The organism is Thermofilaceae archaeon (genome assembly GCA_038731975.1).
GTDB lineage: Archaea > Thermoproteota > Thermoprotei > Thermofilales > Thermofilaceae > JANXEW01.
This window is the reverse complement of the sequence record JAVYQJ010000007.1, coordinates 18,274-42,780: the sequence shown is the minus strand read 5'-3', so window position 1 is coordinate 42,780 and position 24,507 is coordinate 18,274. Positions and strand designations below refer to the sequence as shown.

The following is a 24,507-nucleotide window of genomic DNA, read 5'->3' as shown; positions in this document are numbered from 1 at the left end:
CGATCGACCTTCTGAGGCACTACAGCATGGGTACTCCAACGCTGCTTCCCGTAACCCTCGAGTTCGTTGTCCTAATCTCTTACACCGCTTTGCTGCTCGCTCTGGGCATCTCTGCGGTAAAGCTCGTGGAGAAGCGCTTGAAGGCGACGGGGCGATTGGGCGCCTACTAGCTCAAAACCCCTCGCCCTGCGGCACCACTTGCATGTTTATTGAGCAGCGGCATTCGGAAGAATCTGCTGTGGCTGCCCGCACGTTGGCTCACAGCCTGGTTTTTAAGGGCCGGGTGGGCTGATGCGCGTGCGTTGCGTACCGTTCACGCTCGTAATCCCCGCGCTCGTCATCATCACTTTAGCGCAGCCGACGGATTTAACTGTCATAATCGTTGAGCCGGCGAGCGCGCAAGTCAACCTCACCTCGAGCAGGCCGGGCTCGATACTTCTCGTCGTAAGAAACCTTGGAGCAGCCCCGGCTGAAAACGTCCATCTCACCCTCGCAGCGACGGGGTGCGCTGAGCTCCTCGACGAGAGGGGCGTTTGGAGGTCGAATCTGTCGCTAACGCTCGGCAACGTGACTGTAGGGGCCGCGAAGAGGGTGCTAGTGCCAGTGAGGTGCAGGGATGGGACAGGGACGGTTGTCGCCACAGCCTTCGCGGACAACGCCGACCCCTCGTTCGCCTCGATTAAGGTCTACGCGGAGAAGGAGCCCGCTCCAGCGTGGGCTTTCCCAGCCGTGGGCCTCGTGGTGGCCGCGCTAGCCGCGTACTTCGGTCGCAAGGCGCTGAAGAGTAGGCGCCGTAAGACCCACAGGAGAGCGGAGAGGGTCAAGTGATGCCCGCACGCCTCTTCCTCTTCTATCTCTTTGCCACGTTTTTTCTCTCTAAACGTTGCCTAAACTTTATAAGGGGGACCGGTGGCACGACTCTGCTGGAGTAATCATGAGTTGACTCATAGGTAAAGCGGGCGGCAAGCCCGCGGCTGAGCTACTGCTGCGCCCTGCCCGGCGCAGCGACTACAAGGCGATCTTCGAGATCCACCTCCAATCGCTGGAGGGGCTGGACGAGGAGGACCTTGAGTGGTTCAAGGCTCTGCTGAGCGTGAGATCCCGGAGGAGGAAGGTTCTGGTCGCGGAGTACGACGGGCAAGTGGTGGGCTTCGCCATCGCCTACCGCTACAGGAGGCTCGCCTACATCGACAGCATCGCTGTGAAGCCCGAGTGCAGGAGCATGGGGGTGGGGAGCAGGCTCCTAGCTTACCTGGAGGACGAGCTGAGGCGCGATGGGGCTGAAGTTGTCGCTCTGAGCGTGAAGGACAGCAACAAGCGCGCCCTCGACTTCTACCTTCGCAACGGTTACCAGCTGAAGGGCATCGTGCTCATAATGTCCGCGCCGGTAGAAGCCCTCCCAGCCCGGGCTTCCGACACTTTCACCCTTAAGCGCCGGCAGGCGGGGGTGCTCCGCAGCTCCAGGTTCAAACCGTCAACCTGGTGGAGCTCACTCACCGAGCCGGTGGATCGCCTAGTCTACAGGAGGTACCCGGTGGAGGAAGCCCTGTTAGCGTACAAGGGGAGGAGGTTGAGGGGCGTGGCCGAGTTCTCGCTGGACGACGAGCTCTACGTCGATTACATGGCCCTATCCTCCTATTCGGCCTTGGAGGCCCTCAAGGCTCTACTAGTGGGGCTCAGGCAGGTCGGCTTGGAGCAGGGGGCTAGGGCTGTCGTCATACCCATTGACGCATCAAAGAGGTTGCTCGTCGAGAACCTGCTCGCAAACGGTCTCCGGACAGTTGGGACCGAGTACTTGAGCGTCAAGGAGCTCGTTTAGAGGGGTCAGCGTGAGACGGCTCCCTGTCACCGCTCCATCGTCTCTTCCCTCATCACGCGGGGGATAAGTAGAGTAGATCGCCTTAAACCTTCCCTCCGGTTAATCCGCGCAATGGAGCTCGACGATTTCACGAAGGTGCACGTAGTCGAACCCTTCGACAGAGCCTCCGAGACCTACGATAGGGGGAGGATGGGCTGGTACAGGGGGATCCTCAGCCTGCTGGGCGGCAGAGCTTCGCCCCCACTCCTCGACGCCGGCTGCGGGACCGGCTACGTGGCTTGCAGGCTGGCTGAGCGTGGCCTCGATACGCTGGTTTGCCTCGACGTTAGCCGTGGGATGCTCAAGGTAGTCCAGCGGAGGGCGCGCAAGTGGCGCGTTGACGCCAGCATCCACCCGGTGCGCGGCACAGTAACCATGCTACCCTTCCGCAGCAACGCTTTCTCAACGGTTCTAGCGGCCGCCGTCGTCCACCACGTGTACAGTAGGGAACGTAGAGTGGAGGCGATCAGGGAGCTCAAGAGGGTGTGCAGAGGCTTCCTCCTCCTCACCGTGTGGAGCGCCCTAAGCCCCGGGAACCTCCTCACAGTTATTGCGGCGGGGTCGAAGGACGTGCTCCTCAAGAGGGGTGGGACGGCGCGGTACTACCACCTGTACACGCGCTGGGAGCTGGCTCGTGACCTCCGCGCGGCCGGTTGCGAGGGCTTCAGGCTGTACGCTTGGGACTACAAGCCGGTGCTGCTGAAGAGGAACCTAGTTGTGGAGCTCGAGTGCAGCGATTGAACAATCACAATCTGTTGCGCTGGGTTAAGCTTTTAACAGAGGTTAAACCACTAACTATGGTTTAACCGTGCAGTTCGTGCTCAAAGTGGGGAAAAAGGGGGTTGTAGTCTTCCCTAAGGCGTTGAGGGAGGAAGCCGGGATCCGCGAAGGTGGAGAAGTGATCGCGGAGGTCAGGGATGGTGCCGTCATCATCAAGCCGCTCAAGCCGAAGGTTGTGAACGTGGATTCACGGCTCGTTGAGAAGCTGTTGAGGGAGGAGTGGGAGCTTGAGGAGGAGAAAGCGCGTAGAATCCTCGAGGAGGTACGTAGTCGACACTAGCGTGCTCCTGGAGTGCATCCTCGAGGCGTCGCCGTACAGGGGGCGTGTGGAAGAGCTTCTCGCGCTCGCGCCAAGGGCGATTGAGATCTACTTGACGCCATTAACCGTGGCCGAGCTACTGTACACAGCTTCAAAGATCTACACGGCTGCAGGCGTGGAAGACGCCAACGCCGAAGCCCGTAACTTCGTCAAATGGGCTTTAGCGCGCGCTAGGGTGGTCGACGCGGATGTAAGCACTTCACTGAGAGCAGGGGAGCTGAGGAAGCAGTTCAGGATCGCCCTGCCCGACTGCTACGCAATAGCGGCGGCTGAGAGGCTCGGTGCAGTGGCCCTGTTCTTAAAGCCGGAGAGGGAGATGCTACCCAAGCTCGATGAACTAAGGAAGCTGCCCCTCGCCTTCCTCGCGGAGCTTGCCGACCAGTTCGAGTCTGCGTGAAACGGGGTTAGTAGCAGTTAGCCGCGTAAACCGCGGGAGCTTTAAGATGGGGCTCTTCCACTCGATAGAGCGGGATGTGCCTTCGAGGCCTCGCGGGTTGAAGCTGTTCAAGGGTGTGCGTAAGCCAACGCGAATGCTCTCGGGGGTTACGGTAGTTGCTCTCATGACGCAACCTTACCCCTGCCCGCACGGCCGCTGCCTCTACTGTCCGGGCGGCCCCTTGGTTGGGACCCCGCAGAGCTACGTCAAGAGCTCGCCGGCCGTGGCTAGAGCTCTGCGCGTGAACTACCACCCGTACGAGCAAGTGCGGCTCCGCCTCAGGCAGTACATAGCGATGGGCCACAAGCCGAGCAAGGTGGAGCTGATCGTGATGGGCGGCACGTTCCCCGCGATGCCGCTCGACTACCAGGAGTGGTTCATCGCGCAGGCGCTCGAAGCCTTGAACAGGTTCCCTGAAGCCGCGCCCGGAGGCTGGGTCTACCTCGAGGATGCGATGAGGAGGAACGAGACCGCTGCGATCAGGTGCGTGGCGCTCACGCTCGAGACGAGGCCCGACTACTGCAGAGAGGAGCACGTCGACCTCTTCCTCCACCTAGGTGCAACGCGGGTGGAGCTCGGGGTCCAAACGATCTACGACGAAGTGCTTGAGCGCGTGCGGAGGGGGCACGGCGTCAGAGAGACCGTGGAGGCGACGCGACTCCTGAAGGATGCGGCCTACAAGGTCACGTACCACATGATGCTCGGCCTCCCCGGCTCCGACCCAGATGGGGATTTCGAGGCGTTCAGGGAGATCTACAGCAACCCCGACTTCATGCCGGACGCCGTAAAGATCTACCCTACGCTCGTCGTGCCCAGCTCGGACCTCTACGAGCTTTGGAGGAGGGGCGAGTACCAGCCCTACGATCTGGAGACCCTCGTGGAGCTGCTCGCGCGGATCAAGTCGATCACCCCACCGTGGGTCAGGATCATCAGGGTTCAGCGCGACGTGCCGTTGAGCGAGGTTGCCGCGGGGCCACCCGTGGGCAACTTGCGCGAGGTCGTCTGGGACTACATGATGAAGCACGGGTTGAAGTGCAGGTGCATCAGGTGCCGCGAGGTGGGCAGATTCGCGCTGAGGACAGGCGAGGTGCCCAGCATTGAAGATGCGAAGCTGGTGAGGAGGCGGTACGAGGCCAGCGGGGGCGTGGAGGAGTTCATCTCTTTTGAGGACCCTTCGAGGGACGTCCTCTTCGGTTTTGTGAGGCTGCGGATCCCCAGCGAGAGGCCCAGCAGGTGGGAGATCGACAACCGCACTGCGCTCATCAGGGAGCTGCACGTGTACGGGCCCGAGGTTCCGATCGGCGAGGAAGGGGGATGGTGGCAGCACAGGGGGTTGGGGAGGAGGCTCATGGCTGCCGCGGAGGAGGTGGCCGCTAACGAGTACGGTGCGAGGAGAATGATCGTCATCTCGGCCGTCGGCGCTCGCGAGTACTACAGGAAGCTGGGCTACCGCGTGCTTCCCGGCTCCTTCTACATGCACAAAGCGCTGAGCTAGCATTTTGGCGCAGGAATAAGTACCACCACAACCATCCTCTACCCGTGGCAGTGCTTGCCATTCGCGGCGGTGAACCGGTGAGGAAGAAGAAGTGGCCCACGTGGCCCGTATGGGGCGATCGGGAGCTCGAGATGCTGAGGAGGGTTCTCGAAAGCGGGTACTGGGGAGGCGGGGTCGGCGAGAGCGGCCCCTGGGAGCGCGAGCTGGAGGAGAGGTTCGCCAGGCTGCACGGCTGCCGCTACGGTATAGCGGTTTCCAGCGGCAGCGCGGCGTTGCACGTCGCGTACCTGGCCGCGGGGGTGAAGCCGGGGGACGAGGTGATCGTCCCGGCTCTCACGTTTTCGGCGACGGGGAGCGCCGCGCTAATGGCTGGTGCAACCGTCGTGATCGTGGACGTCGATCCGGAGACGCTGTGCTTGGACGCGGGGGAGGTTGAGAGAGCGCTCACGGAGAACGCGAAGGTCATTGTGCCGGTGTACAACTACGGTTCAGCCCCTGACATGGATGCGCTGCGGAAGCTAGCCGATGAGCACGGCGTCTACCTGATCGAGGACTGCGCGAGGGGGCACGGCTTCCAGTGGCGCGGGCAGCCTGTGGGGTCGATCGGCGATATGGGCTGCTTCAGCTTCCAGCAGAGCAAGTTCCTAACCGCCGGGGAGGGCGGCATGATCACGACGAACAGCGAGGAGCTGGCGGAGAGGTGCTACGCGCTCAAGGATTGCGGGAGGGTGCGGAACTGGGCTTTCGCGGAGGGGGGTAGGTACTGGCTGAACTGGTTCAACTACCGGATGACGCAGTTCCAGGCGGCCCTCCTCCTCGCGCAGTTGGACAGGTTTGAGGAGCAGCTGAGGAAGAGGCAGGAGAACAGCGAGTACCTATCGAAGCGGCTGAGCGAGATCGAGGGCGTAGAGCCAGTGAAGGTTGATCCGAGGTTGACGAGGCACCAGCCGTGGCCCTACGCGTTCAAGTACACGCCGGAAGCTTTCGGAGGGGCTGGCATCGGAAGGTTTGTTGAAGCGCTGAGGGCAGAGGGCATCCCCGCATCCAGGATCGATCACCCCCCGCTCTACGAGACGCTGGCCCACGGCCCCTTCGGGAGGATCGTGAGGAGGGGGAAGTACCCGGCGGCTAGGGAGGCCGTGGAGCGCGTTGTCACGCTGCCTCAGCACATCTTCCTGGCCGAGAGGGAGGACATGGACGATATCGTCGAGGCGGTCTTGAAGATCAAGAGGCACAGTGGCGAGCTGTGAGCCATCTACCTCCAGGGTATCTCGACCTGGTCGAGGCGCCAGAGGGGGCGTACCCTGCTCTCCTCGACGCTTATCGTGACACCCGCCTTAAAGGCTAGCGCACCGGTGTACGCGATCATCGCCCCGTTGTCGCCGGCGTACTTGGGCTCCACAGGCTTGAAAACTGCGCCGTGGAGCTCCGCCATCTTCTCCAGCTTCGCTGTCAGCAGCTTGCTCCTCGCAACGCCGCCCGTGAGCGTCACTTCACGCTTCCCCGTGAGCGCTAGAGCCCTCTCAGCAACCTCCACGAGCATCGAGTACGCCGTCTCCACCAGGCTGTAGCAGACGTCCTCCAGCCTCTCCCCCTCTTTCACGAGCTTCAAGGCCTTTGTGAGGAGGCCTGAGAACTGCAGATCCTGGCCCTTCACGACGTAGGGGAGCTCGAGGAGCTTCCGACCTTTCGCTGCTATCTCCTCCACTCTCGGCGTACCGGGGAAGCCGAGGCCCACTTCCCTCGCGAATGTATCGAGGCAGTTACCAAGGGGAATGTCGAGGGTTTCGCCGAAGATCCTGTACCTCCCCTCGACGAATGTGGTTATCAGCGTGTTGCCACCAGCGATGTAGACGACGAGGGGGTCCTCGAAGCCCGTAGTCAGCCTCGCGATCTCGATGTGCGCTACCGCGTGGTTCACGGGGACGAGGGGCTTCGAGTACTTCACGCACAGGTAGCGGGCGAGCGTCGCCCCCACTCTGAGGCAGGGACCCATGCCCGGGCCCAGCGCTACGGCCACCGCGTCCAAGTCCCTAACGCTGAAGCCCGCCTCCGCTAGTGCCTCCGCCAGCGCTCTGCCAGCCACCTTCGCGTGGTGCTCGGCGGCCTCCCTCGGGTGAATACCGCCAGCCCTCGGTTGGTAAGCGTAATCGACGGCAGCGAGGATGCGGCTCGGGGTTGCTACTCCAACTCCGAACGTGTGTGCGGTGCTCTCGATCCCGAGCACGAGAGGCTCGGACAAAGCAAACCCCTCCCTACTATGGCGGCTCAAGCTTAAAGCGTTGACCTCCTAACACCTCCCCCTCCTGCTACGCGTTAAGAGGCGCGGAGCGGCCTGGCTCGGATCTGCAGTGCTCAAGCTCGCGCCGCTACGCCTGGCTTAAGCTCAGTCGACCTGCTGGGAGCCAGCTACTTCCTCTGAACAACGAAGTCGGTGTAGCCGCACTTCCCGCAGTGCCACCGCTCTACGGGGGTGAGGTGGTGAGCGAGTATCGATCCGCAGCGGGGGCACTTCCTGTTCTTCAGCCTTATGGTACCGGTTTTGTAGTCGTACTCGTACCTCTTGTGCACTTCAGCCACTCTTCCCACCCTCCTTCTTGCCTTCTTCACCTAAATTCCTTTTGATGATATAAGAGGGCTCAATGCTGCGGGCTCTTTCGGCGCTCTCGTAGACGTGGACCCGCGCTAGGCTCTCGCACTTCCCGTACTCCGTCTTAAGCTTCCTCACGTACACCAGATCCGGGCTAACACCCAGCATCTGTGCGATTCGCTCTCGCAGTTCTTTACGCGACGGAGTCCCCTGTGGCCAGTGGACGATCTTCACTATGTACTCCTTCCGCTCGATCAGCCTGTTATCCCTCGATGAGAGGATCTCCAAGTTAAACCCGTTCCCCACAGTCCACCCCAGCTGAGATCGTTTTTAAGTTTACAGGCTCAGGGGCGGGTCGAACGCTACCTTCAGGAAGAGCCTTACGTTCTTCTCAATGAGGGGGTGGCAGAAGGTTACGACTGCAGCCCCCAGCCAGAGCCCGTAGATCACGAAGGAGCGGGGCGGGGCGAATGCTAGCGCGGGCAGAGCCAGCAGATCCTCCTCCCCCTCTACCGCCACTAGGATTCTGAAACTCGGGGAAGCTTTCGCGAGTGCACCGCGCACGAGCTCGACCGCCTCAACCGTCAGCGAGCCTGGAGGATTAGAGCACCTGTACACTTGGCGTCCCGAGACCAGAGAACTGGGGTCCTCCATCAGCGGCGTCCTCAGGGTCTTCCAGTCTACGATAGCGACTTCGGGCTCCAAACCGGCGCGCCTGAGGTTGGCGGTGACGAAATCCCCCACTGTGACGATGAGGGGGGGCTGGACGAGCTCGGCTAGCTCGAGGATCAGCTTGGCGGACTCGTGGGGATGCCTGTAGAGGGCTAGGCCTAAGGGTATCCGGAGCGCCCGCCTGTGCTCCTCCCTTAAGCGATGGAGCATTAGGCTCGCAGCTTGATGGCGTACCTGCCGGGTCTCGTGATGTTGAGCCGCTTCGCAACCATCGAGTTCTCCACGTCGAACACGATGATCATCCCCTCCCACTCCTCGCTGAAGTCGCGGCTGCCGCAGTTGGGGCAGATCTCGACGTTTGGGGGCACCAGCATCTTGCACTTCATGCAAGCTTTGAAGTAGGCCTTTCTCCTTCGCGTGGCCACCATCGCTCACCTCTTCGCGCTGGGCTTCGGCTTGGCTTCGGCCTCCTGTTTTACCTGCAATTGAGCCGCTTTTTCGGCTTTCTTCAGCTCCTCCCGGATCCACTCGAGCTTCCCGAGGTACGGCTGCTTCATCGTGAGCTGAACCCTTAAGGCCTGCTTCCTTCCACCGTAGCTGACCGCGACGATTCGTGCTCTTACGACGTCGCCTTTCCTCAGAACCTTCCCGCTCTTCTCGCCGATGATGACGCTTTGCTCTCTGCTGTAGGAGATCGTCTCGTCCATTATCTGGCTCCGGTGTATGTAGCCCTCAACGGGCCCCAACCGGACGATGACGCCCGTCGACTCGACGATCATTACCTCCCCCTCGACCACTTCTTGGATCACTGGTGTGTAGACCAGCATCTTGAACCTAGCCTCGTGGTAGAGGCTGCCCTCGCCTGGCAGGATGATACCGAACTCATTGGCCTCCGCATCGAGCACGCTCACTACGACTCCGAGGTTCTTGATCACTTGACCCACGTACTCGCGCCTCAGGACCTCCAGAACGGCCTCCTTCAAGGGGACGCCGATGAGGCTGGGTGGGATCCTTACAACGTCTTCGCACTCGACCAGCTTAAACATGAGAGTTCACCGAAAGTGTAGAAGACGCTCCGAAGAACCTCTTATAAGCGTTGTGCTTGTGCTCCTCACGATGAGAGCGGTTCTCGCGGAAGCCGAGGAGCTCGTCAAAGCCGTAGGCTCAAAACCGATCGGGCTGCTCGGGGTGGGAGCTGAAGCAGTCGTGATTAGGTGCGAGTGGAGGTCCTTCGATGCTGTTGCTAAAGTTCGGCTGCCGAAGCCGTACCGGGCTCCCGAGCTCGACGGGAGATTGAGGAGGGAGAGGACGGCGCTGGAGGCGAAGCTGCTCGCCGAAGCTCGGAAGCTCGGCGTGCCAGCACCCACCCTTCTCTACGTGAACCCCGAGTTCTTCGTGCTCATGATGGACTACATCCCCGGTCCCCGGTTGAGGGAGGTGCTCCCCAGCATGGAGGGGAGAGAGGCAGTTTTCCGGGAACTGGGCTTCTACACCGGCCTCCTACACGCGAGAGGCATCGTGCACGGGGATTTGACAGCAGCCAATGTGGTAGCGTCAAGCCGGGGGATCTTCATCATCGACTTCGGCTTGGGCTCCTTCAGCAACGACCTGGAGGAGCAGGGCGTTGACGTACACCTCATGCTCCGCTCACTGGAGAGCACAGTCCCTTCGCTAGCCCCCAGCCTCTACAGAGCCTTCCTCCGGGGGTACGGGGAGGCCAGGGGTGAGGCAACGGCAAAGCTGGTGGAGGATAAGGTGACCGAGATTAGGAGGCGAGGGAGGTACGTTGCTGAGAGGCGTAGAGTTCTCCGGGCTTGAGCATAACGCTTATATTTGAATGGGGGCCTCCGCGCCACCGTGAATAAGCGCCACGAGAAGGGTAGATCAGGCTCAACGCGCCCCGTGGAGATCGTGAAGCCGGAGTGGGTGACGATTCCGCCGGAGCAGGTGGAAGAGCTGGTAGTCTCGCTCTATCGGAGAGGCTACCCCCCATCTATGATCGGCACGATACTGAGGGATCAGTACGGCATCCCCAGCGTGCGGGCTGTAACTGGTAAGAAGCTGGTTCGCATCCTGCGTGAAAGGGGTTTGGCGCCTGAAGTTCCTGAGGATCTGGCTAACCTGATAAGGAGGGCGATGAGGGTTAGGAGGCACCTCGAGGAGCACCCGAAGGACTACCACTCGAAGAGGGGGTTGATCCTCATCGAGTCGAAGATACGAAGGTTAGCGAAGTACTACAAGCGGGTTGGATTACTGCCGCCAAACTGGGAGTACAAGCCCGAGAGGGTGAGTATCTTCACTTAACGAATAGGCTTTTAGCGTAGCTCTAGCTCAAGCCTCGCTCATGGCTGAAGCGCATGAACTCTCCAAGCAGCTAGAGCGCGCAGCCTCGACTATCGAAGCGTGCAGCGAGCGGCGAGCACTGCTAGCCTCCCACTACGACGCGGACGGGTTGTCCGCCGCCTCGATACTCCTCAAGGCGCTAGCAAGCAGAGGTTTCGTCGTGCACCTCCTCATCCTCGAGCAAATGACGCCCTCAAGCCTTGGAAAGCTTCAAGCTCTAGCCTCGGACTACCCCTTAACCCTCCTCTCAGACATGGGCAGCGGCAGCGTAAGAGAACTTTCGAAGCTGAAGACTACCGTCGTGGTCCTCGACCACCACCTGCCGCAGGGGGCTGGAGAAGGGGTTGTAGAGGTTAACCCGCATCGGTGCGGAATCGATGGGTCGCGAGAGGTGAGCAGCTCCGGCCTCGCTTACCTCCTCGCGAAGGAGCTGCTGGGGGAGGAAGCGGTCGACTTCGCCCCCCTAGCCATCGTCGGAGCGCTCGGAGATAGGCAGGATGTGGGTGAACGCTTCAGGCTCATCGGCGTAAACAGGATGATAGTGAGGGAGGCTGTGGAGGCTGGGCTCATCGAGGAGAGGATAGACCTTAGGCTGTTCGGGGGTCCCGCGAGGCCAATCGTGAAGGCGTTAGCTTACACGACTGACCCCTTCCTGCCCGGTTTAACGGGAGACGAGGGCAACGCTTTCTCCTTCCTCAAGAGCATCAACATTGAGCCGGCCTCTGGAGACAAGCACAGGACACTCGGCGAACTGACTAAGGAGGAGAGGAGGAAGCTGGCCTCCGAGCTCGTCAAGCTCATGCTGAAGTACGGGTACACGGCGAGCGAGGCGGAGCGGATCTACGGGGCCAGCTACGTGATCCTCGGCGAGGCACCCGACAGCCCCCTCAGGGACGCGAGGGAGTACGCTCAGCTGCTGAACGCCAGCGGGAGGATCGGGTCCTACGACGTAGCCGTCGCCCTGTGCCTCGGCGCCAGGGGCGACCTGCTTCTGAAGGCGATCAATGTCGCCGCCCAGTACCGGTCCCTCCTCTCAAGAGCGTTCAAGTGCGTTAGGGAGGAGAAGCCGATACGGGAGAGCGAGCGCCTCATGCTGGTGGATCTGAGGGGCAGGAGCTTCCTCAACGAGCGGGTTAGCGGGGCTCTCGCCTCCCTACTCCTCCCCTACGTGAAGAGCGGCAAGCTCCTCCTCGTGGCTCTAGACTCACCGGACGGCATCAAGATCTCCGCGCGGAGGGCTGATGGTCCTCAAGTCGTGGTGGGCGAAGTTCTGCGAAAAGCTGCCGAGAAAGTGGGTGGGATTGGCGGGGGCCATGAGAGAGCGGGGGGCGCGACGATACCGGCTGGAAAGTTGGAGGACTTTCTGGCGGAAGTGGAGAGGGTGATGTCAACTGGCGCTTAGGGAGGTCGGCGTCCTGCTGAAGCTGCCGCAGGTGGATGAGAGGGAAGCTGAAGCTTTAAAGGCGGCCCTCTCCCCCGACGATTGGAGCGGTGGTTGCTCGACGATCTCAACGAGCAGGAGTGGAGCCTTAATCGTCGTTGAGGCCTCCTGCTCCTGCCACTCAAAGGCTGCGAAAATCCGCTCTTTTATCGATGACGTGCTCAGGCTTGTCGATGCGCTCGCTCATATAAACGAAAAGCTTAAATAGGCCATTCTACGGCCCTTAAAAAGGTTTCGGGTGGTATTATGTCGGAAAAAGTTAATGAGGATCTGATTGCGAAGTTCCTCCCCACGGAGGAGATAAAAAGCTGCCCGCAGTGCGGTTCTGAACGTTTGATATACGACCCGATGAGGGGCGAGATCATCTGTGCCTCCTGCGGCTACGTCGTCAGCGAGAAGGAGATCGACAAGGGCCCCGAGTGGAGGGCTTTCGACGGTGAGGAGAGGGAGAAGAGGAGCAGGGTTGGCGCCCCAATCCTGAGGTACACGCCGGACGCCCTCGCTACGGAGATCGACTGGAGGAGCAAGGACGCTGCCGGCCGCGAGCTCGGGTTGAGGAAGAAGGTCGAGATGTTCAGGTTGCGCAGGTGGCACATGAGAGCGCAAGCGCAGTCCAGCCTCGAGCGCAACCTGATCCAGGCCCAGCAGGAGCTGGAGAGGCTCGGTGCCCAGCTGGGGCTACCGAAGAGGATCCTGGATCGCGCCAGCGAGATCTACAGGAGGGCCCTCGAGACGGGTCTCGTAAGGGGCCGCTCGATCGAGTCCGTCGTAGCGGCAGCCATCTACGCGGCTTGCAGGGAGCTGAAGATCCCAAGGACGCTCGACGAGATCTCCAGGTACACGAGAGCCGGGCGCAAGGAGGTGGCCAGGTGCTACAGGCTCCTGCTCAGGGAGACTTCGATTAGAGTTCCGCTACCCAACCCCATCGACTTCGCCCCCCGCATAGGGAACATGCTGCGAGTGAGCGCCGCTACGGTTAGGGACGCGATAGACATACTGAAGCAGGCGCAGCAGATAGGCATCACCGCGGGCAAGGATCCAGCGGGGCTGGCGGCAGCAGCGATCTACATCGCCGCGTTAAGGAGAGGCGAAGTGAGGACTCAGAAGGAGGTCGCTCGAGCAGCCCAGGTCACAGAAGTCACCGTCAGGAACAGGTACAAGGAACTGGTGAGAAAACTGAAGATTGACCTCCCCATCAAGAAGTAGATCATCAGATTTCTTTTACGCTCCAGAGTTGAGGCAGCGGAGGGTAGCTGACGCGTCGGGTCGCTCCCCCTTCTTCAGCGTGCTCGCAGCTCGGCCCTCTCGATGATTAGCACCGCATCGTAGTCCGTGCCTTCCACTCTCCACTCCACAGGCTCTATCCTCCACTTGAAGAGGGGCATGTCGAGGACGAACGTCTCGTACTCGCCCCCCTCACCGGAGGGGTTCACGATGTGTGCGAGCCCGCTCAACCACTCCACCACCCTCTCATCGATTTTCTTGCCGAGTAGGGATGCGCTGAGCGGGTAACCAGCCACGCGTGTGAAGATTGCCTCGATGCGGCGCCTCAAAACCTCGCGAAGAAGCTCCACCTCGCTCCTGCCCCAGAGCGGGTTGATGCACTCCAGCCCCAACCTTCGGCAGACGGCGGCGAACCTTTCAGCCTGGTACCTCGACTTTACGGCGCCCGTCACAACCCCCTCCACCCCGTAGAACTCAACCGCCTCCCCCAGCGCCCTCTCAAGCGCGGCCAGGCTCCCCGCCTCATCATCAGGGCATCTGTGGAGCATCAGCGGAAGGCCCAGCGCTTCCGCCTGCAGCGGGACGAGGTTCACGTTAGGGTAGTGGAAGAGCCAGCTCTCCAGCGAGCTAGGCACCAGAGTGACGAGGCACGCAACCTCGTGGCGCTCGCGAGCCTCTAGGAGGGCGAGGTTCGAGTCCTTCCCCCCGGAGTACAGCACGCAAACCTTCATCTCAAACTAGAGGCCCTCAAAGCCTTAAAACTGCTCAGCACAGTGCCGTAGAAACTTCTCAACGTAGCCCTCAACGTAGCGATCCTCGACCTTGAGGGGCTTGACTCTTGAGCCGCGCAGCCCGGGTGGCTCAACGCTCAACCCCCTCGGTTCAACACCCTCCAGCGCGCACAGCGCTGTCACCGCCGCACCCAGGCTCGTGGCCTCCGGGTTCTCCGCCCTCACGATTTCACAGTTGCGGAGCAGCGTTGACAGGTAGGAAAGGTAGACATCGTTCCGCGCGAAACCCCCCTGCACGTAGACCTTAACCCCCTTGCCGCCTGTCAGCAGGTTGAGCGCGTACCAGGTTTGAACCGCGAGGGAGAGGTTGAGGTAGTAGTACGCCCGCACGGCGTCACCGGGGTCGCCGACGAGACGCCCCTTGGATCGCGGGAACTGGCCTGTACCAGGGGTCAGGGTGGGAACGTAGAACGCGCGCGCCTCCTTCAGAACCTCCACCGCCAGGCTCTCATCTAGCGCGATCTTGAGGGGCTCGACTCCGAAGCGCCGCCTGATGTCTTCAACGTAGTAGTCGAACTCAAACCCGATCTTGAAGCGGGCCGCCTTGACCGGCCTCCCGTAGGCGTCAACGTAGTAGAGGATGTCCCGGCTCATGTCGACAGGCTCGGGGGCGAAGGGCGCGCCGGGGTACATCAGGACGCACCACGTGCCGGTGGAGGCGAGCACGAACTCCTCCCGTTCGACAGCCAGGTACGGCAGAAGCGCGGCGTTCGAGTCATGGATGCCGGGAGTCACCACTGCTCCCCTCAGCCGGCCAAGGGGCTCCCACACGCTCCTGGTCCCCGGTGAGAGGCTGTGGGCGTCCAAGCCTTCGGCTACGCTGCTCCACCTGCTGTCCACTAGGTCCCAAAGGTAAGTGTGGCACCCGATCGATGTGAGCTCGGCAGCTTCGAGATTGGAGAGGGCGTGGACGATGTACTGGGGCAGGAAGAGCAGCTTTCTAGCCCTGCGGTACCTGTCGGGGAACCTCGTTGAAATCCAGAAGAGCTGGACGCCCGCGTTCAGGAGCTGGCCGAGCGGGGGTGTCCCAGTTCGAGTGTAGAGCTCCTCGGGGCTGCCGAAGCGGGCGTAGAACTCCGACTTGACCTCCTCTCCCACCTCATGGTTGTAGGACACGACAGGCATCGCCAGTTCCCCCCGCTCGTCGAGGAGGGCCAGCGTAGCCCCGTGCGTCGTGACAGCGATGGCGGACACCCTCCCCGCCCACTCGGCGAGAGCCGCTCGAGCCCACTTGACGATCGCCTCAGCGTCGTCGCAGAGGATGCCCTCCACGCTTATCTCCCCGATCCGCGTGGAAGTGGAGAAGAGAGGTTGGAGCTGCTCCGTGTAGACGGTGAACTTCTTATTCGTCTTCCCGACGTCGAGTACAGCGATCAGTCTATCGGGCACTCCGCAACCACTCCCGCCCCTCTTATTGCGGTTTCGCCGCTCCTATGCCTTCCCGATTCCCCCTTCCTCCCCGCGTCATCACGAGCACTGGTTCATCGTTGTAGAAGAGGATGCAGATGTCGTCGTGAGCCATGACGATGTTGGACTCGAGGGCAACCTCCTCCCCGATCTCGCCGACGTACTCGCCATTCTCAAAGTAGTAGTACCGCTCGAAGGGGACCTTCGCGATAGCGACTTTGGTGACGTTGTAGCCGCGCTTTCGTGCCAGCTCGATGAACTGCCTCACGTCGTCCGGGATGCTCGGCGAAGCCACGTGCACGCGTTGAGAAGCTGAACTTATACTTTTCGTCGCACGCGTTAACCCTCCCCCTCGGGCTCGATGTGGACGACTATATCGACGTTACCCAGCCTCTCCTTCACATTCCGCTCAGCCTCCTCGCTTATCCGATGAGCCTCCTCAATGGTGATCCCGCGTTCCACCTCCAGGTGAACGTCGGCGAAAATGGTGTCCGCGGCCTGCCTCACGCGCAGCTGATGCACTCCCTTCACCCCCTCCACGCTGGCCAGCGCGCGCTCGATCTCTCTGACGAGGTTTTCCGGAGGGCTCTCAGCTGTTATGAAGCCCCTCAGCTCGCGCAGGGTTAGGAAGACCGTGAAGGCTACTAGAGCGAGTAGAGCGAAGGTGGCCGCGATGTCGAACAGCGCGGAGACGTAGGCACCCAAAGCCACCCCGGTTAGAGTCAGGAGGCCCTCGAACACGTCGAAGCTCACGTGGCGCGACTCAGCCCTGGCTATAACGCTCCCACGCCCGAGGATCCTCAGCAGCGTGGAGACGGTGAGGTTAAGCGCGAGCGATACGGTGGCGAAGAGCACGCCGATAGGATCCACGCGCTCCAGCTCACCGTGCATCAGCCTGTCGAGCGCCATGTAGCCGATAAACGAGAAGGTGGCAACCATTAACATTACTATCAGCAGTGACCCGTAGACCTCGAGGAGAGAGTGCCCGTAGGGGTGCTCGAAGTCTGGGGGCTTCTCAGCTTCCCTCCTGAACCTATAAGCTAGAGCGCCGCTCACGACGTTTAGAATCGAGTCGCTTCCGTCAGCAAGCAAAGCGGTGCTGCCGGACAACAAGCCGCCAGCGATCTTGACGGAGCACACGAGGGCGTTGCCCACCACTGAAGCGATGAGGACTCGATCTACGGCGGGCTTGCTGCCGTCAGCCACGCGCGCATCGTAATGCTAGGGTTTTAGGCTTTTTTCTATCGCAGATCGCAAAGCCTGGATCAGCTCGTCGAGCAGCGACGCATCGACGCCGCGGAGGCTCAAGGCCAGAGGTGTGATGGAGATCCCACCCTCAACGAACACTACGTACGAGTCCGTCCCCGGTTCCGGTTGCGCGGCCTCCCCGTACAGCCAGTAGTAGGGCTTGCCGCGCGGGTCAAGGCGCTTATCGAGCCTCTCGATCCAGCGCAGCCTAGCGGGCGGAGCAACCTTAACGATCCTCGAGGGCCTTCGCGGCAAGTTGACGTTAAGCACGTCAACCCCCTTCGGCATCCCCCTCTCGACCACGTACCTCGCAATCTCCCCGCAGACCGTCTTTACGAACTCGGCGTAACCCGTATCGAGGAATGTTTCAGCTTTCTCAACATCCGCGGAGTACGCGATGCCGGCGATGCCGAAGAGAGCGGCTTCGAATGCAGCACCGACGGTGCCCGAAACGAGTATGTTCTGAACGCTCGTGTTCTCGCCCACGTTAACCCCCGAGACGAGGAGGTCAGCGCCCCCGAACACCTCTCGAGCCACGTGTACAACGTCTCTCGGCGATCCCGTGATACCGAAGGCCTTCGCGTAGCCGAGGTCGACCTCGTACACTCGGATCGGCTCGTCGAGCGTAAGCATACCTCCCCGAGCTGAAGCCTGCTCCAGGGGCGCTACGATGATCGCCTCCCCCAGCTCTCTCACAGCCTCGTACAGCAGGCGGAGCCCCGGGCTCCTCAAACCGTCGTCGTTCGTCACTACGATTCGCATGGCAGGCATCGTACCTCATTGCTTTTTATCACTTGCTACATCCGGATTCGATGGCCAGACCCCTCAGGTGGGTGGTGGTCGGAGTAGCGATCGGGGTCGCTGCTCTTATTGGTGCTTTCAAGCTGCTTTCCGAGGGGCCGAACGAGAGGGTTGTGGTGCAACCGGGCCAGGTGCTCGGGCGTTTCAAGGATCTAAGAGGGGTGAACTGCGGCCCTTGGAGCCCCCGGGGTTGGGATCGGGCTTTGACTCTCGACCTGAGCTCGCACTACGCTAAGCTGGGCGTGAAGGTCATCAGGTTTCACGACCTTTGGGTGGTCGACGAGCTCGACACGATTTTCCCAAACCCTGATGCGGACCCCGGAGACCCCCGTAGTTACAACTTCACTGCTCTCGACCGGCACGTGGAAGCGGCCCTCAAGCTGGCCGACATCCTCATCCTCAGGATCGGCTATGATTGGAACGATCCGCCTAAGAATAAACCTCACGTGAGCTTTGATAAGCTCGCGGAAGTCGCTAAGCACATCGTGCTCCACTACACGAAGGGCTGGGCCAACGGTTACAACTACAAAAACATCTGGTTCGAGATATGGAACGAACCCGATATCGATTGGTTCTGGAACCTTTCTGAAACAGAGTTCTTCGAGCTCTACGAGAAAGTCGCCAGGGCGATCAAGGAGGCAAACCCGGACGCCGTTGTCGGTGGACCGGGGATCGCGTGGAACGTCGGTTTCCTAGACAGGTTTCTAGCCTACACGTCTTCGAGGGGGGTTCCCATCGACTTCGTCTCGTGGCACATCTACACGAAGAACCCTGTCGAAGTTGCCGAGAGAGCTAGAGCGGTGCGACGCGCGATGGAGAGGCACGGCTACGGCGCGCTCCCAAGCGTACTGACCGAGTGGAACTTCGCTCATCAGGAGGGCGAGCCTTGGGAGATTTTCAGGAGCTCTCAAGCGGCGGCGTTCCAGGCCGCTGCTCTCATCCTCATGGAGGATGCGCCCGTGGACATCGCTACACTGTACCGCGGTGACGCATGGATGTGGGGCGGCCTCTTCCACAGTGATGGTAGGCCGGGCAAGCCCTACTACGTCTGGTTGGCCTACAGGGAGCTGGTGGAGGACAGCGTGAGGGTTGCGGTTGTCGTTGAGAGAGGGCTGCTGTACGCGATGGCGGGCCTGAAGCGGGACGGGTCGCTGCGCCTGCTCGTAGTGAACTACGGCTCAGCCCAGGTCAGGTACGAGATCGCGGCTGAAGGGTACAGAGTCGCGAGGGTTCAAGCTATTGACGCGCGCAGGGATTTGGAGGATCTTGAATGCAGAGGCTCCATCTGCACTATCGAGCCCTACTCCGTGCAGCTGCTGACGCTGGAGAAGGGCTAGCCTCGCTTCTCGTCGTACTCCCTCAGCCTCCTGATGTTTTCGATCTCGCTGGGGTCGGGCTTCTCCACCGACAACCACGCCTCCAAGATTTCTTTCGCAACCTCCTCGCTCGTCAAGCGGGCGCTCAGCGCTAGGACGTTGGCGTCGTTCCACAGCCTCGCGCCCCTCGCAGTCTGAGCGTCGAAGCAGAGCGCAGCTCTAACACCCTTCACCTTGTTAGCAGCAATCGAAACCCCCGTGCCGGTGTAGCATACGACAACGCCGAAAGCTGCCTCGCCCTTCGCCACCGCCTCCCCCACCTCGAAACCAACGTCGGGCCACGGGACGAGCCTCCCCTCCCTCAGCGCGCCAACCGTCACCACTTCGAAGCCTCGCGCCTTCAAAAGCTCCACTACGAACCTAGCCAGGGGGTACACGTCATCAGAGCCAACAACGACTTTAGCCACGCAACTCCCTCCCCCGAAGGCTTAGAAGATTTATGGTCTCCACAAACCATTTTTACCGTTAACCCCCCGCACAGAGCGGAGGGCCATGCTGTTGGGCTTCTTCACGGGCGGGCAGTTGGGCGACTTGAAGAAAACCTTGGAGTGGGCGAAGAAGCACGGCTTTCACTCGATCAGCGTGGCCGCGCCGCCCGGCTCCAAGTTCTTGGACGTCGATGAGGTGATCAGGAACCCCCGAGCGATCAGGGAGCTCGAGGCTGAGACGGGAGTTGTGATCAGCGCGCTGGGCTTCTACGGGAACCCGATCGACCCGGACCCCTCGACGCGGAAGCTTCACTCCGAGCACTTCCTGAAGCTCATCGAGGCGAGCTACAAGCTGGAGAAATCCGTGGTTACGGGCTGGCTGGGCAAGCACCCCGGCGACGTGGATAGGAACATAGAGGAGATCAAGAAGGTCTGGCCCCCGATCTTGAGGAAGGCTGAGGACTGTGGGGTCAAAGTGGCGATCGAGAACTGCCCCGCCAACATCATGTACCGGCCCGACATCTGGCGAGCCGTCTTCGAGGAGCTGGGATCGCCGAATCTGGGCCTCGAGTTCGACCCAAGCCACTTGATCTGCCAGCTCATCGACCCCGTGAGGGCAGCGGACGAGTTCGGCGGCAGGATCTTCCACGTGCACGCGAAGGACGCTATGGTTCTCTGGGAGCGCGTGAAAGAGCTTGGAGTCACTGTAGGGGGGTGGTGCCCCCACCGTCTCCCCGGCTTCGGCCAGCTCGACTGGACGGGTTTCTTCTCCGTCCTGAAGAAGCACAAGTACGACTACGCGATCAGCATCGAGCACGAGGACCCCTACTTCGGCTACGAGGAGGGCTTGATCCTGGCGCGAAAGTTCCTCGAGCGCTTCATAATCTGAGCGTTCCACGCTTAAAATAACCAAAAGCTTTTTCTAGGCTGTCAGAGCCAGCCCGGGTCAGGGTCTTGCCTCGAGCCCTAAGGGAAAGCGCTCTCTCGAGCGCGGGTTTACACCGCACAGCTGCTTCCCGCTCTTCTACGGGCGACGTCAGGAAGGTTCTGCTGCTGGGATCAGGGGCCATAAAGATCGCTGAGGCTGCGGAGTTCGATTACAGCGGGTCCCAAGCGATCAAGGCTTTGAAGGAGGAGGGGATCGAAGTTGTTGTCGTCAACCCGAACGTTGCGACGATACAAACGTCGAAGGAGTTGGCCGACAAGGTCTACCTGCTGCCCGTTCAGCCGGATTTCGTCGAGAGGGTGATCGAGAGGGAGAGGCCAGATGGCATACTGCTCGGTTTCGGCGGCCAAGCAGCGCTGAACTGCGGGGTTGAGCTGGCGAGGAGGGGGGTTCTGGACAGGTACGGCGTGAAGGTTCTCGGCACACCCGTGGAGAGCATTGTGCGGGCTTCGGATCGTAACCTCTTCAGGAAGACGATGGTGGAGCACGGGATACCTGTCCCACCCTCGAGGGCCGCCTACTCGCCGAGCGAGGCTATCGAGGCGGCTGAAGAGATAGGCTATCCGGTGATGGTTCGAGTCGCGTTCAACCTAGGAGGGGCGGGCTCCTTCGTAGCGTGGAGCAGGGAGCAGCTGAGCGAGGGGATCGCGAAGGCCTTCGCCCAGTCGCCTGTTAAGCAGGTGCTCGTGGAGAAGTACCTGGACAAGTGGAAGGAAGTCGAGTTTGAGGTGGTGAGGGACTCCGCCGACAACGCGGTCGCTGTGGCTTGCCTCGAGAACGTCGACCCGATGGGTGTTCACACGGGCGACTCGATCGTTGTCGCGCCATCCCAGACGCTAACGAACCGCGAGTACCAGGCGCTGAGGGATGCTTCGCTGGCGGTCGCCAGGGCGATCGGCGTGGTTGGGGAGTGCAACGTCCAGCTCGCGCTCGATCCCAGGTCGGAGGAGTTCTACGTTATCGAGACCAACCCGAGGATGTCGAGAAGCAGCGCGTTAGCTAGTAAGGCCACAGGGTACCCGCTGGCGTACATAGCTGCTAAGCTGGCCCTCGGCTACAGGCTCCCCGAGTTGATGAACACCGTGACCGGTGTAACGACGGCGCACTTCGAGCCGGCGCTCGACTACGTCGTTGTCAAGGTGCCGCGGTGGGATTTCGAGAAGTTCCCGGGGGTGAAGCCGGTCATCGGGACCGAGATGCGGAGCATCGGTGAGGTCATGGCGATCGGTAGATGCTTCGAGGAGGCTCTCCAGAAGGCTCTAAGGATGCTCGACATCGGAGCGAGGGGGCTCGTCGCGAACCCGTGGGATCGGGAGCCGAGGCCCGCTGAGGAGTTGAGGAGGGAGCTGGCTGAGCAGAAACCCTACAGGGTCTTCCTGATCGCTGAAGCCCTCAAGGCCGGTCTGCAGGTGGAGGAGATTTCCCGCTTGACCGGTATCGATCCGTGGTACATATACAAGATGAAGAGGATCGTCGACCTGGAGAGAGAGCTGCGCAGGCTCGGAGGCCTCGGTGACACCGAGAGGGCGGTGGAGCTGATCAGGGAGGCGAAGAGGCTCGGCTTCTCGGACGCTCAGATCGCCGCGTGCCTTGGGGTTGACGAGAGGGAGGTGCGTGCGTTCAGAAAGAGGCACGGCATTCTACCGGCTGTGAAGCAGATCGATACGCTCGCGGCCGAGTGGCCGGCCAGGACGAAGTACCTGTACGTGACGTACGGTGGCGATGCGCACGACGTGGAGCCCGCTGGCCGCGGGGCGGTTGTCGTAATCGGCGCAGGGGTCTTCCGGATCGGCGTATCGGTCGAGTTCGACTGGAGCGTCGTGCAGCTCGTTTGGGCCCTTCGGAAGAGGGGCGTGGAGACCATCGTCGTGAACTACAACCCCGAGACTGTCTCGACGGACTGGGACGTGCCTGACAGGCTCTACTTCGAGGAGCTCACGCTCGAGAGGGTGCTCGACATCTACGAGTTCGAGGACCCGATGGGCGTCGTAGCGTGCGTGGGCGGGCAGATCGCCAACAACCTCGCCCCCCTCCTCGAGGAGTGCGGCGTTAGAATCCTAGGCCCCAGCGGCGAAGCGGTTGAGAGGGCGGAGGACAGGCGGAAGTTCAGCAGGCTGCTGGATGAGCTGGGCATCCCTCAGCCGCCTTGGGCTGAGCTGAGGAGCCCCGAAGAGGTCATCTCCTTCTGCAGGCGAGTCGGCTACCCGGTCATCGTGAGGCCCTCCTTCGTCCTCTCAGGCACTGCCATGCGGGTCGTGCGGAGCGAGGGGGAGCTCTTGAGCTACCTGAACGACGTCGCGAGGAGGGGTAGTGTGGGCAAGTTCGTCGTCAGCAAGTTCATCGAGGAGGCGAGGGAGGTTGAGGTGGATTGCGTCTCCGACGGCAACCGCGTCTTGATCGGCGCTGTGATCGAGCACATCGAGGAGGCGGGCGTGCACTCGGGTGATGCAACCCTCGTCATTCCGCCATTCTCGCTGAGCCAGGACGTCCTCGATAAGGTGAGAAGGTACACTCTCGAGATCTGCAGGGCCCTCAAAGCTCGAGGGCCGGTCAACATACAGTTCGTCGTTAAGGGCAGCGACGTCTACGTGATCGAGTGCAACCTGCGGGCCTCGCGGACGATGCCCTTCGTCTCGAAGGTGAAGGGTGTCAACCTGATGGACTACGTTGCGGACGTGATCCTGGGGAGGGAGCTCGATATCCCCGGTGAGGTGTACGAGCCCCCCGCGTTCCGCTGGGGGGTGAAGACGCCGCAGTTCTCCTGGTCGAGGCTGAGGGGCGCTTACCCAGTGCTCGACGTCGAGATGCGGTCAACGGGGGAGGTGGCGGCCGTAGGTTTTAGCCTGCAGGAGGCGCTGCTGAAGTCCTGGCTGGCTGCGCAGCCCAACACCCTCCCCGAGCCTGGCTCAACAGTCCTAATCGTGGGGGATGGAGACGACCTTGCGGAGAGGCTGGAGAGGCTGGGGTTTAAGCCGCTTGTGGTGGAGCCCGCTGCGCTGGACGGAAGGGTCAATGAGCTAGTAATGAGGGGGGTGGTCAAGGCTGTCATCGCTTGCGGCGGCGATGGTAAGGACTACTCTGTCAGGAGGGCTGCAGCCGACTACATGGTACCGCTCCTGCTCAACCGCAGACTGGCTGTTCATCTGCTCGAGGCCATCGAGTACTACAGGAGCGGGGGTCCGTTGAGCGTCGAACCGCTGTAGGTGGTGGGTGTGAGGGCGATCCTCGTCCTCGAGGACGGGACGGTGGTGAGGGGGCGCGGCTTTGGCGCACCCAGCGTGGCTGTGGGTGAGGTGGTCTTCACGACGGGGATGGTCGGCTACACGGAAGCGCTGACCGACCCCTCCTACCTTGGGCAGATCCTCGTCTTCACCTACCCCTTGATCGGTAACTACGGTGTACCTCCGTACGAGCTGACCGACAGGTACGGGCTCCCGCTGCACTTCGAATCGAGGGGCATCAAGGTGGAAGGGGTGGTCGTGCACGAGGCCTGCTTCGAACCGAGCCACTGGGCCTCGAGGAGGTCGATCCACGAGTGGTTGAGGGACGAGGGTATCCCCGGAATCTGGGGTGTGGACACGAGGCGCATCACGCAGAGGATCAGGGAGAGGGGCGTGATGATGGGCGCTCTCGCAGTCTACGAGGAGGGGGAACCCAGCGTTGGGGAACTCCTGAAGCTCGCCAGAGGGACGGATTACGGCTCGCTGAAGCTGGCCGAGAGGGTTTCCGTCAGGGAACCCGTGAAGCTCGAATCAGGGAGGGGGCGCGGGGTGGTTGCACTCTACGACTGTGGCGTCAAGGCGAGCATCGTGAGAGCGCTCCTCACGAGAGGCTACGATGTGGCGCTGCTGCCCTACGGGACCAGCGCGGAGCGCGTACTGGACCTGAACCCTGTGGGCGTAGTCTTCAGCAACGGCCCCGGGAACCCCTCGCTCTACGGGGAAGCTATCGAGTGCGCGAAAGCGCTGATCGAGTACGGCTACCCCATGCTGGGCATCTGCCTCGGCCACCAGGTGATCTCGCTGGCTCGCGGGGCGCGAATCTTCAAGCTGCGCTACGGGCATCGCGGGGTCAACAAGCCAGCAGTTGATCTTCGGACGGGAAGGTGCTACATGACCTCTCAGAACCACGGTTACGCCGTGAAGGGGGAATCGCTGGCGGAGACCGGTCTCGAGCCCTGGTTCATCAACGCCGATGATGAAACCATCGAGGGGGTCATAGACGAAGAGAGGGGGGTTCTCTGCGTCCAGTTCCACCCTGAGGCTTCGCCTGGGCCGAACGACACGAGCTGGGTGTTCGATCTTTTCTCCAAGATCGTGGAGGATCGGAAAAGAGGTATTAAAAGAGTTTGA

General features: G+C 61.4%; 29 protein-coding genes. 17 read left to right on the top strand and 12 right to left on the bottom strand.

Translation table 11 applies throughout. From position 1 onward, the window contains the following. Positions 1–26 precede the first annotated feature (26 nt). The 8 genes from QXF46_04940 to QXF46_04905 all read left to right on the top strand — a co-directional run bounded on the left by QXF46_04940 (position 27) and on the right by QXF46_04905 (position 6,138). Positions 27–170, top strand: coding sequence for a hypothetical protein (locus tag QXF46_04940; GenBank protein ID MEM0226200.1), 144 nt, complete (start codon positions 27–29; stop codon positions 168–170). A gap of 121 nt (positions 171–291) precedes the next feature. Then, positions 292–828 carry a hypothetical protein gene (locus tag QXF46_04935; GenBank protein MEM0226199.1) on the top strand — a complete coding sequence of 179 codons (537 nt, stop codon included), beginning with the start codon at positions 292–294 and terminating at the stop codon, positions 826–828. 118 nt (positions 829–946) lie between these two features. Next, positions 947–1,819 (top strand): GNAT family N-acetyltransferase, encoded by an 873-nt coding sequence (locus tag QXF46_04930; GenBank protein MEM0226198.1) that lies wholly within the window; start codon positions 947–949, stop codon positions 1,817–1,819. 111 nt (positions 1,820–1,930) lie between these two features. Further along, positions 1,931–2,599 carry a class I SAM-dependent methyltransferase gene (locus tag QXF46_04925; GenBank protein MEM0226197.1) on the top strand — a complete coding sequence of 223 codons (669 nt, stop codon included), beginning with the start codon at positions 1,931–1,933 and terminating at the stop codon, positions 2,597–2,599. Between the two features lie 67 nt (positions 2,600–2,666). After that, positions 2,667–2,918 carry an AbrB/MazE/SpoVT family DNA-binding domain-containing protein gene (locus tag QXF46_04920; GenBank protein ID MEM0226196.1) on the top strand — a complete coding sequence of 84 codons (252 nt, stop codon included), beginning with the start codon at positions 2,667–2,669 and terminating at the stop codon, positions 2,916–2,918. Next, entirely contained in the window at positions 2,866–3,354 is a 489-nt protein-coding gene (locus QXF46_04915) for a PIN domain-containing protein (protein ID MEM0226195.1), read from the top strand. The genes QXF46_04920 and QXF46_04915 overlap by 53 nt, the downstream gene beginning before the upstream one ends. 46 nt (positions 3,355–3,400) lie before the next feature. Then, entirely contained in the window at positions 3,401–4,888 is a 1,488-nt protein-coding gene (locus QXF46_04910; GenBank protein MEM0226194.1) for a tRNA uridine(34) 5-carboxymethylaminomethyl modification radical SAM/GNAT enzyme Elp3, read from the top strand. Positions 4,889–4,965: 77 nt separating this feature from the next. After that, positions 4,966–6,138 carry a DegT/DnrJ/EryC1/StrS family aminotransferase gene (locus QXF46_04905; protein ID MEM0226193.1) on the top strand — a complete coding sequence of 391 codons (1,173 nt, stop codon included), beginning with the start codon at positions 4,966–4,968 and terminating at the stop codon, positions 6,136–6,138. Positions 6,139–6,143: 5 nt separating this feature from the next. On the opposite strand, the gene kae1 is transcribed toward QXF46_04905, so the two are convergent. From kae1 to QXF46_04875, 6 genes are all read right to left on the bottom strand, one after another. Beyond that, a complete protein-coding gene (gene kae1 / locus QXF46_04900) occupies positions 6,144–7,130 on the bottom strand; it encodes a KEOPS complex N(6)-L-threonylcarbamoyladenine synthase Kae1 (protein MEM0226192.1) in 987 nt (328 codons plus the stop codon). A gap of 167 nt (positions 7,131–7,297) precedes the next feature. Next, on the bottom strand, positions 7,298–7,468 hold the full coding sequence (locus tag QXF46_04895; GenBank protein ID MEM0226191.1) for a 30S ribosomal protein S27ae: 171 nt from the start codon (positions 7,466–7,468) through the stop codon (positions 7,298–7,300). After that, positions 7,461–7,784 (bottom strand): hypothetical protein, encoded by a 324-nt coding sequence (locus QXF46_04890; GenBank protein ID MEM0226190.1) that lies wholly within the window; start codon positions 7,782–7,784, stop codon positions 7,461–7,463. Before QXF46_04890 ends, QXF46_04895 begins: the two co-directional genes overlap by 8 nt. Positions 7,785–7,814: 30 nt before the next feature. Beyond that, positions 7,815–8,360, bottom strand: a complete 546-nt coding sequence (locus tag QXF46_04885; GenBank protein MEM0226189.1) for a DUF359 domain-containing protein — start codon at positions 8,358–8,360, stop codon at positions 7,815–7,817. Continuing rightward, a complete protein-coding gene (gene spt4, locus QXF46_04880) occupies positions 8,360–8,575 on the bottom strand; it encodes a transcription elongation factor subunit Spt4 (protein MEM0226188.1) in 216 nt (71 codons plus the stop codon). The genes QXF46_04885 and spt4 overlap by 1 nt, the downstream gene beginning before the upstream one ends. Positions 8,576–8,581: 6 nt before the next feature. After that, entirely contained in the window at positions 8,582–9,196 is a 615-nt protein-coding gene (locus QXF46_04875; protein ID MEM0226187.1) for a DNA-directed RNA polymerase, read from the bottom strand. 70 nt (positions 9,197–9,266) lie between these two features. On the opposite strand from QXF46_04875, the gene QXF46_04870 reads away from it, so the two are divergent. From QXF46_04870 to QXF46_04850, 5 genes are read left to right on the top strand one after another with little or no spacing between them, the layout of a single operon-like run. Further along, complete coding sequence (locus tag QXF46_04870; GenBank protein ID MEM0226186.1) at positions 9,267–9,968, top strand: Kae1-associated kinase Bud32; 702 nt, start codon at positions 9,267–9,269, stop codon at positions 9,966–9,968. A gap of 39 nt (positions 9,969–10,007) precedes the next feature. After that, positions 10,008–10,454, top strand: coding sequence for a 30S ribosomal protein S15 (locus tag QXF46_04865; GenBank protein MEM0226185.1), 447 nt, complete (start codon positions 10,008–10,010; stop codon positions 10,452–10,454). Positions 10,455–10,494: 40 nt separating this feature from the next. After that, positions 10,495–11,895 (top strand): DHH family phosphoesterase, encoded by a 1,401-nt coding sequence (locus QXF46_04860; protein ID MEM0226184.1) that lies wholly within the window; start codon positions 10,495–10,497, stop codon positions 11,893–11,895. Positions 11,896–11,926: 31 nt separating this feature from the next. Beyond that, positions 11,927–12,142, top strand: coding sequence for a hypothetical protein (locus QXF46_04855; GenBank protein MEM0226183.1), 216 nt, complete (start codon positions 11,927–11,929; stop codon positions 12,140–12,142). Positions 12,143–12,180: 38 nt separating this feature from the next. Then, positions 12,181–13,140: a transcription initiation factor IIB gene (locus QXF46_04850; protein ID MEM0226182.1), complete on the top strand. Its 960-nt coding sequence runs from the start codon at positions 12,181–12,183 to the stop codon at positions 13,138–13,140. A 74-nt stretch (positions 13,141–13,214) separates the two neighbouring features. Here QXF46_04850 and QXF46_04845 read toward each other — a convergent pair whose 3' ends face one another. The 5 genes from QXF46_04845 to surE are packed head-to-tail and all read right to left on the bottom strand — an operon-like array spanning position 13,215 to position 17,366. Then, on the bottom strand, positions 13,215–13,889 hold the full coding sequence (locus QXF46_04845; protein ID MEM0226181.1) for a diphthine--ammonia ligase: 675 nt from the start codon (positions 13,887–13,889) through the stop codon (positions 13,215–13,217). 24 nt (positions 13,890–13,913) lie between these two features. Further along, positions 13,914–15,338, bottom strand: coding sequence for an FGGY family carbohydrate kinase (locus QXF46_04840; protein MEM0226180.1), 1,425 nt, complete (start codon positions 15,336–15,338; stop codon positions 13,914–13,916). Positions 15,339–15,360: 22 nt separating this feature from the next. After that, the gene (locus QXF46_04835; GenBank protein MEM0226179.1) at positions 15,361–15,651 is read right to left on the bottom strand and encodes a hypothetical protein; all 291 of its coding nucleotides are present in this window, start codon (positions 15,649–15,651) and stop codon (positions 15,361–15,363) included. 44 nt (positions 15,652–15,695) lie between these two features. Beyond that, positions 15,696–16,562, bottom strand: a complete 867-nt coding sequence (locus tag QXF46_04830; protein ID MEM0226178.1) for a cation diffusion facilitator family transporter — start codon at positions 16,560–16,562, stop codon at positions 15,696–15,698. A gap of 15 nt (positions 16,563–16,577) precedes the next feature. Continuing rightward, positions 16,578–17,366, bottom strand: a complete 789-nt coding sequence (gene surE / locus QXF46_04825) for a 5'/3'-nucleotidase SurE (GenBank protein ID MEM0226177.1) — start codon at positions 17,364–17,366, stop codon at positions 16,578–16,580. Positions 17,367–17,416: 50 nt separating this feature from the next. Here surE and QXF46_04820 point away from each other — a divergent pair, with 50 nt between their 5' ends. Then, positions 17,417–18,742: a cellulase family glycosylhydrolase gene (locus tag QXF46_04820; protein ID MEM0226176.1), complete on the top strand. Its 1,326-nt coding sequence runs from the start codon at positions 17,417–17,419 to the stop codon at positions 18,740–18,742. Here QXF46_04820 and QXF46_04815 read toward each other — a convergent pair. Next, a complete protein-coding gene (locus QXF46_04815; GenBank protein MEM0226175.1) occupies positions 18,739–19,188 on the bottom strand; it encodes an RpiB/LacA/LacB family sugar-phosphate isomerase in 450 nt (149 codons plus the stop codon). The genes QXF46_04820 and QXF46_04815 overlap by 4 nt on opposite strands. Before the next feature lie 85 nt (positions 19,189–19,273). On the opposite strand from QXF46_04815, the gene QXF46_04810 reads away from it, so the two are divergent. The 3 genes from QXF46_04810 to carA all read left to right on the top strand — a co-directional run bounded on the left by QXF46_04810 (position 19,274) and on the right by carA (position 24,507). Further along, complete coding sequence (locus tag QXF46_04810; GenBank protein MEM0226174.1) at positions 19,274–20,098, top strand: sugar phosphate isomerase/epimerase; 825 nt, start codon at positions 19,274–19,276, stop codon at positions 20,096–20,098. A gap of 65 nt (positions 20,099–20,163) precedes the next feature. Beyond that, entirely contained in the window at positions 20,164–23,358 is a 3,195-nt protein-coding gene (carB, locus tag QXF46_04805; protein ID MEM0226173.1) for a carbamoyl-phosphate synthase (glutamine-hydrolyzing) large subunit, read from the top strand. 9 nt (positions 23,359–23,367) lie between these two features. Next, on the top strand, positions 23,368–24,507 hold the full coding sequence (carA, locus tag QXF46_04800) for a glutamine-hydrolyzing carbamoyl-phosphate synthase small subunit (protein MEM0226172.1): 1,140 nt from the start codon (positions 23,368–23,370) through the stop codon (positions 24,505–24,507).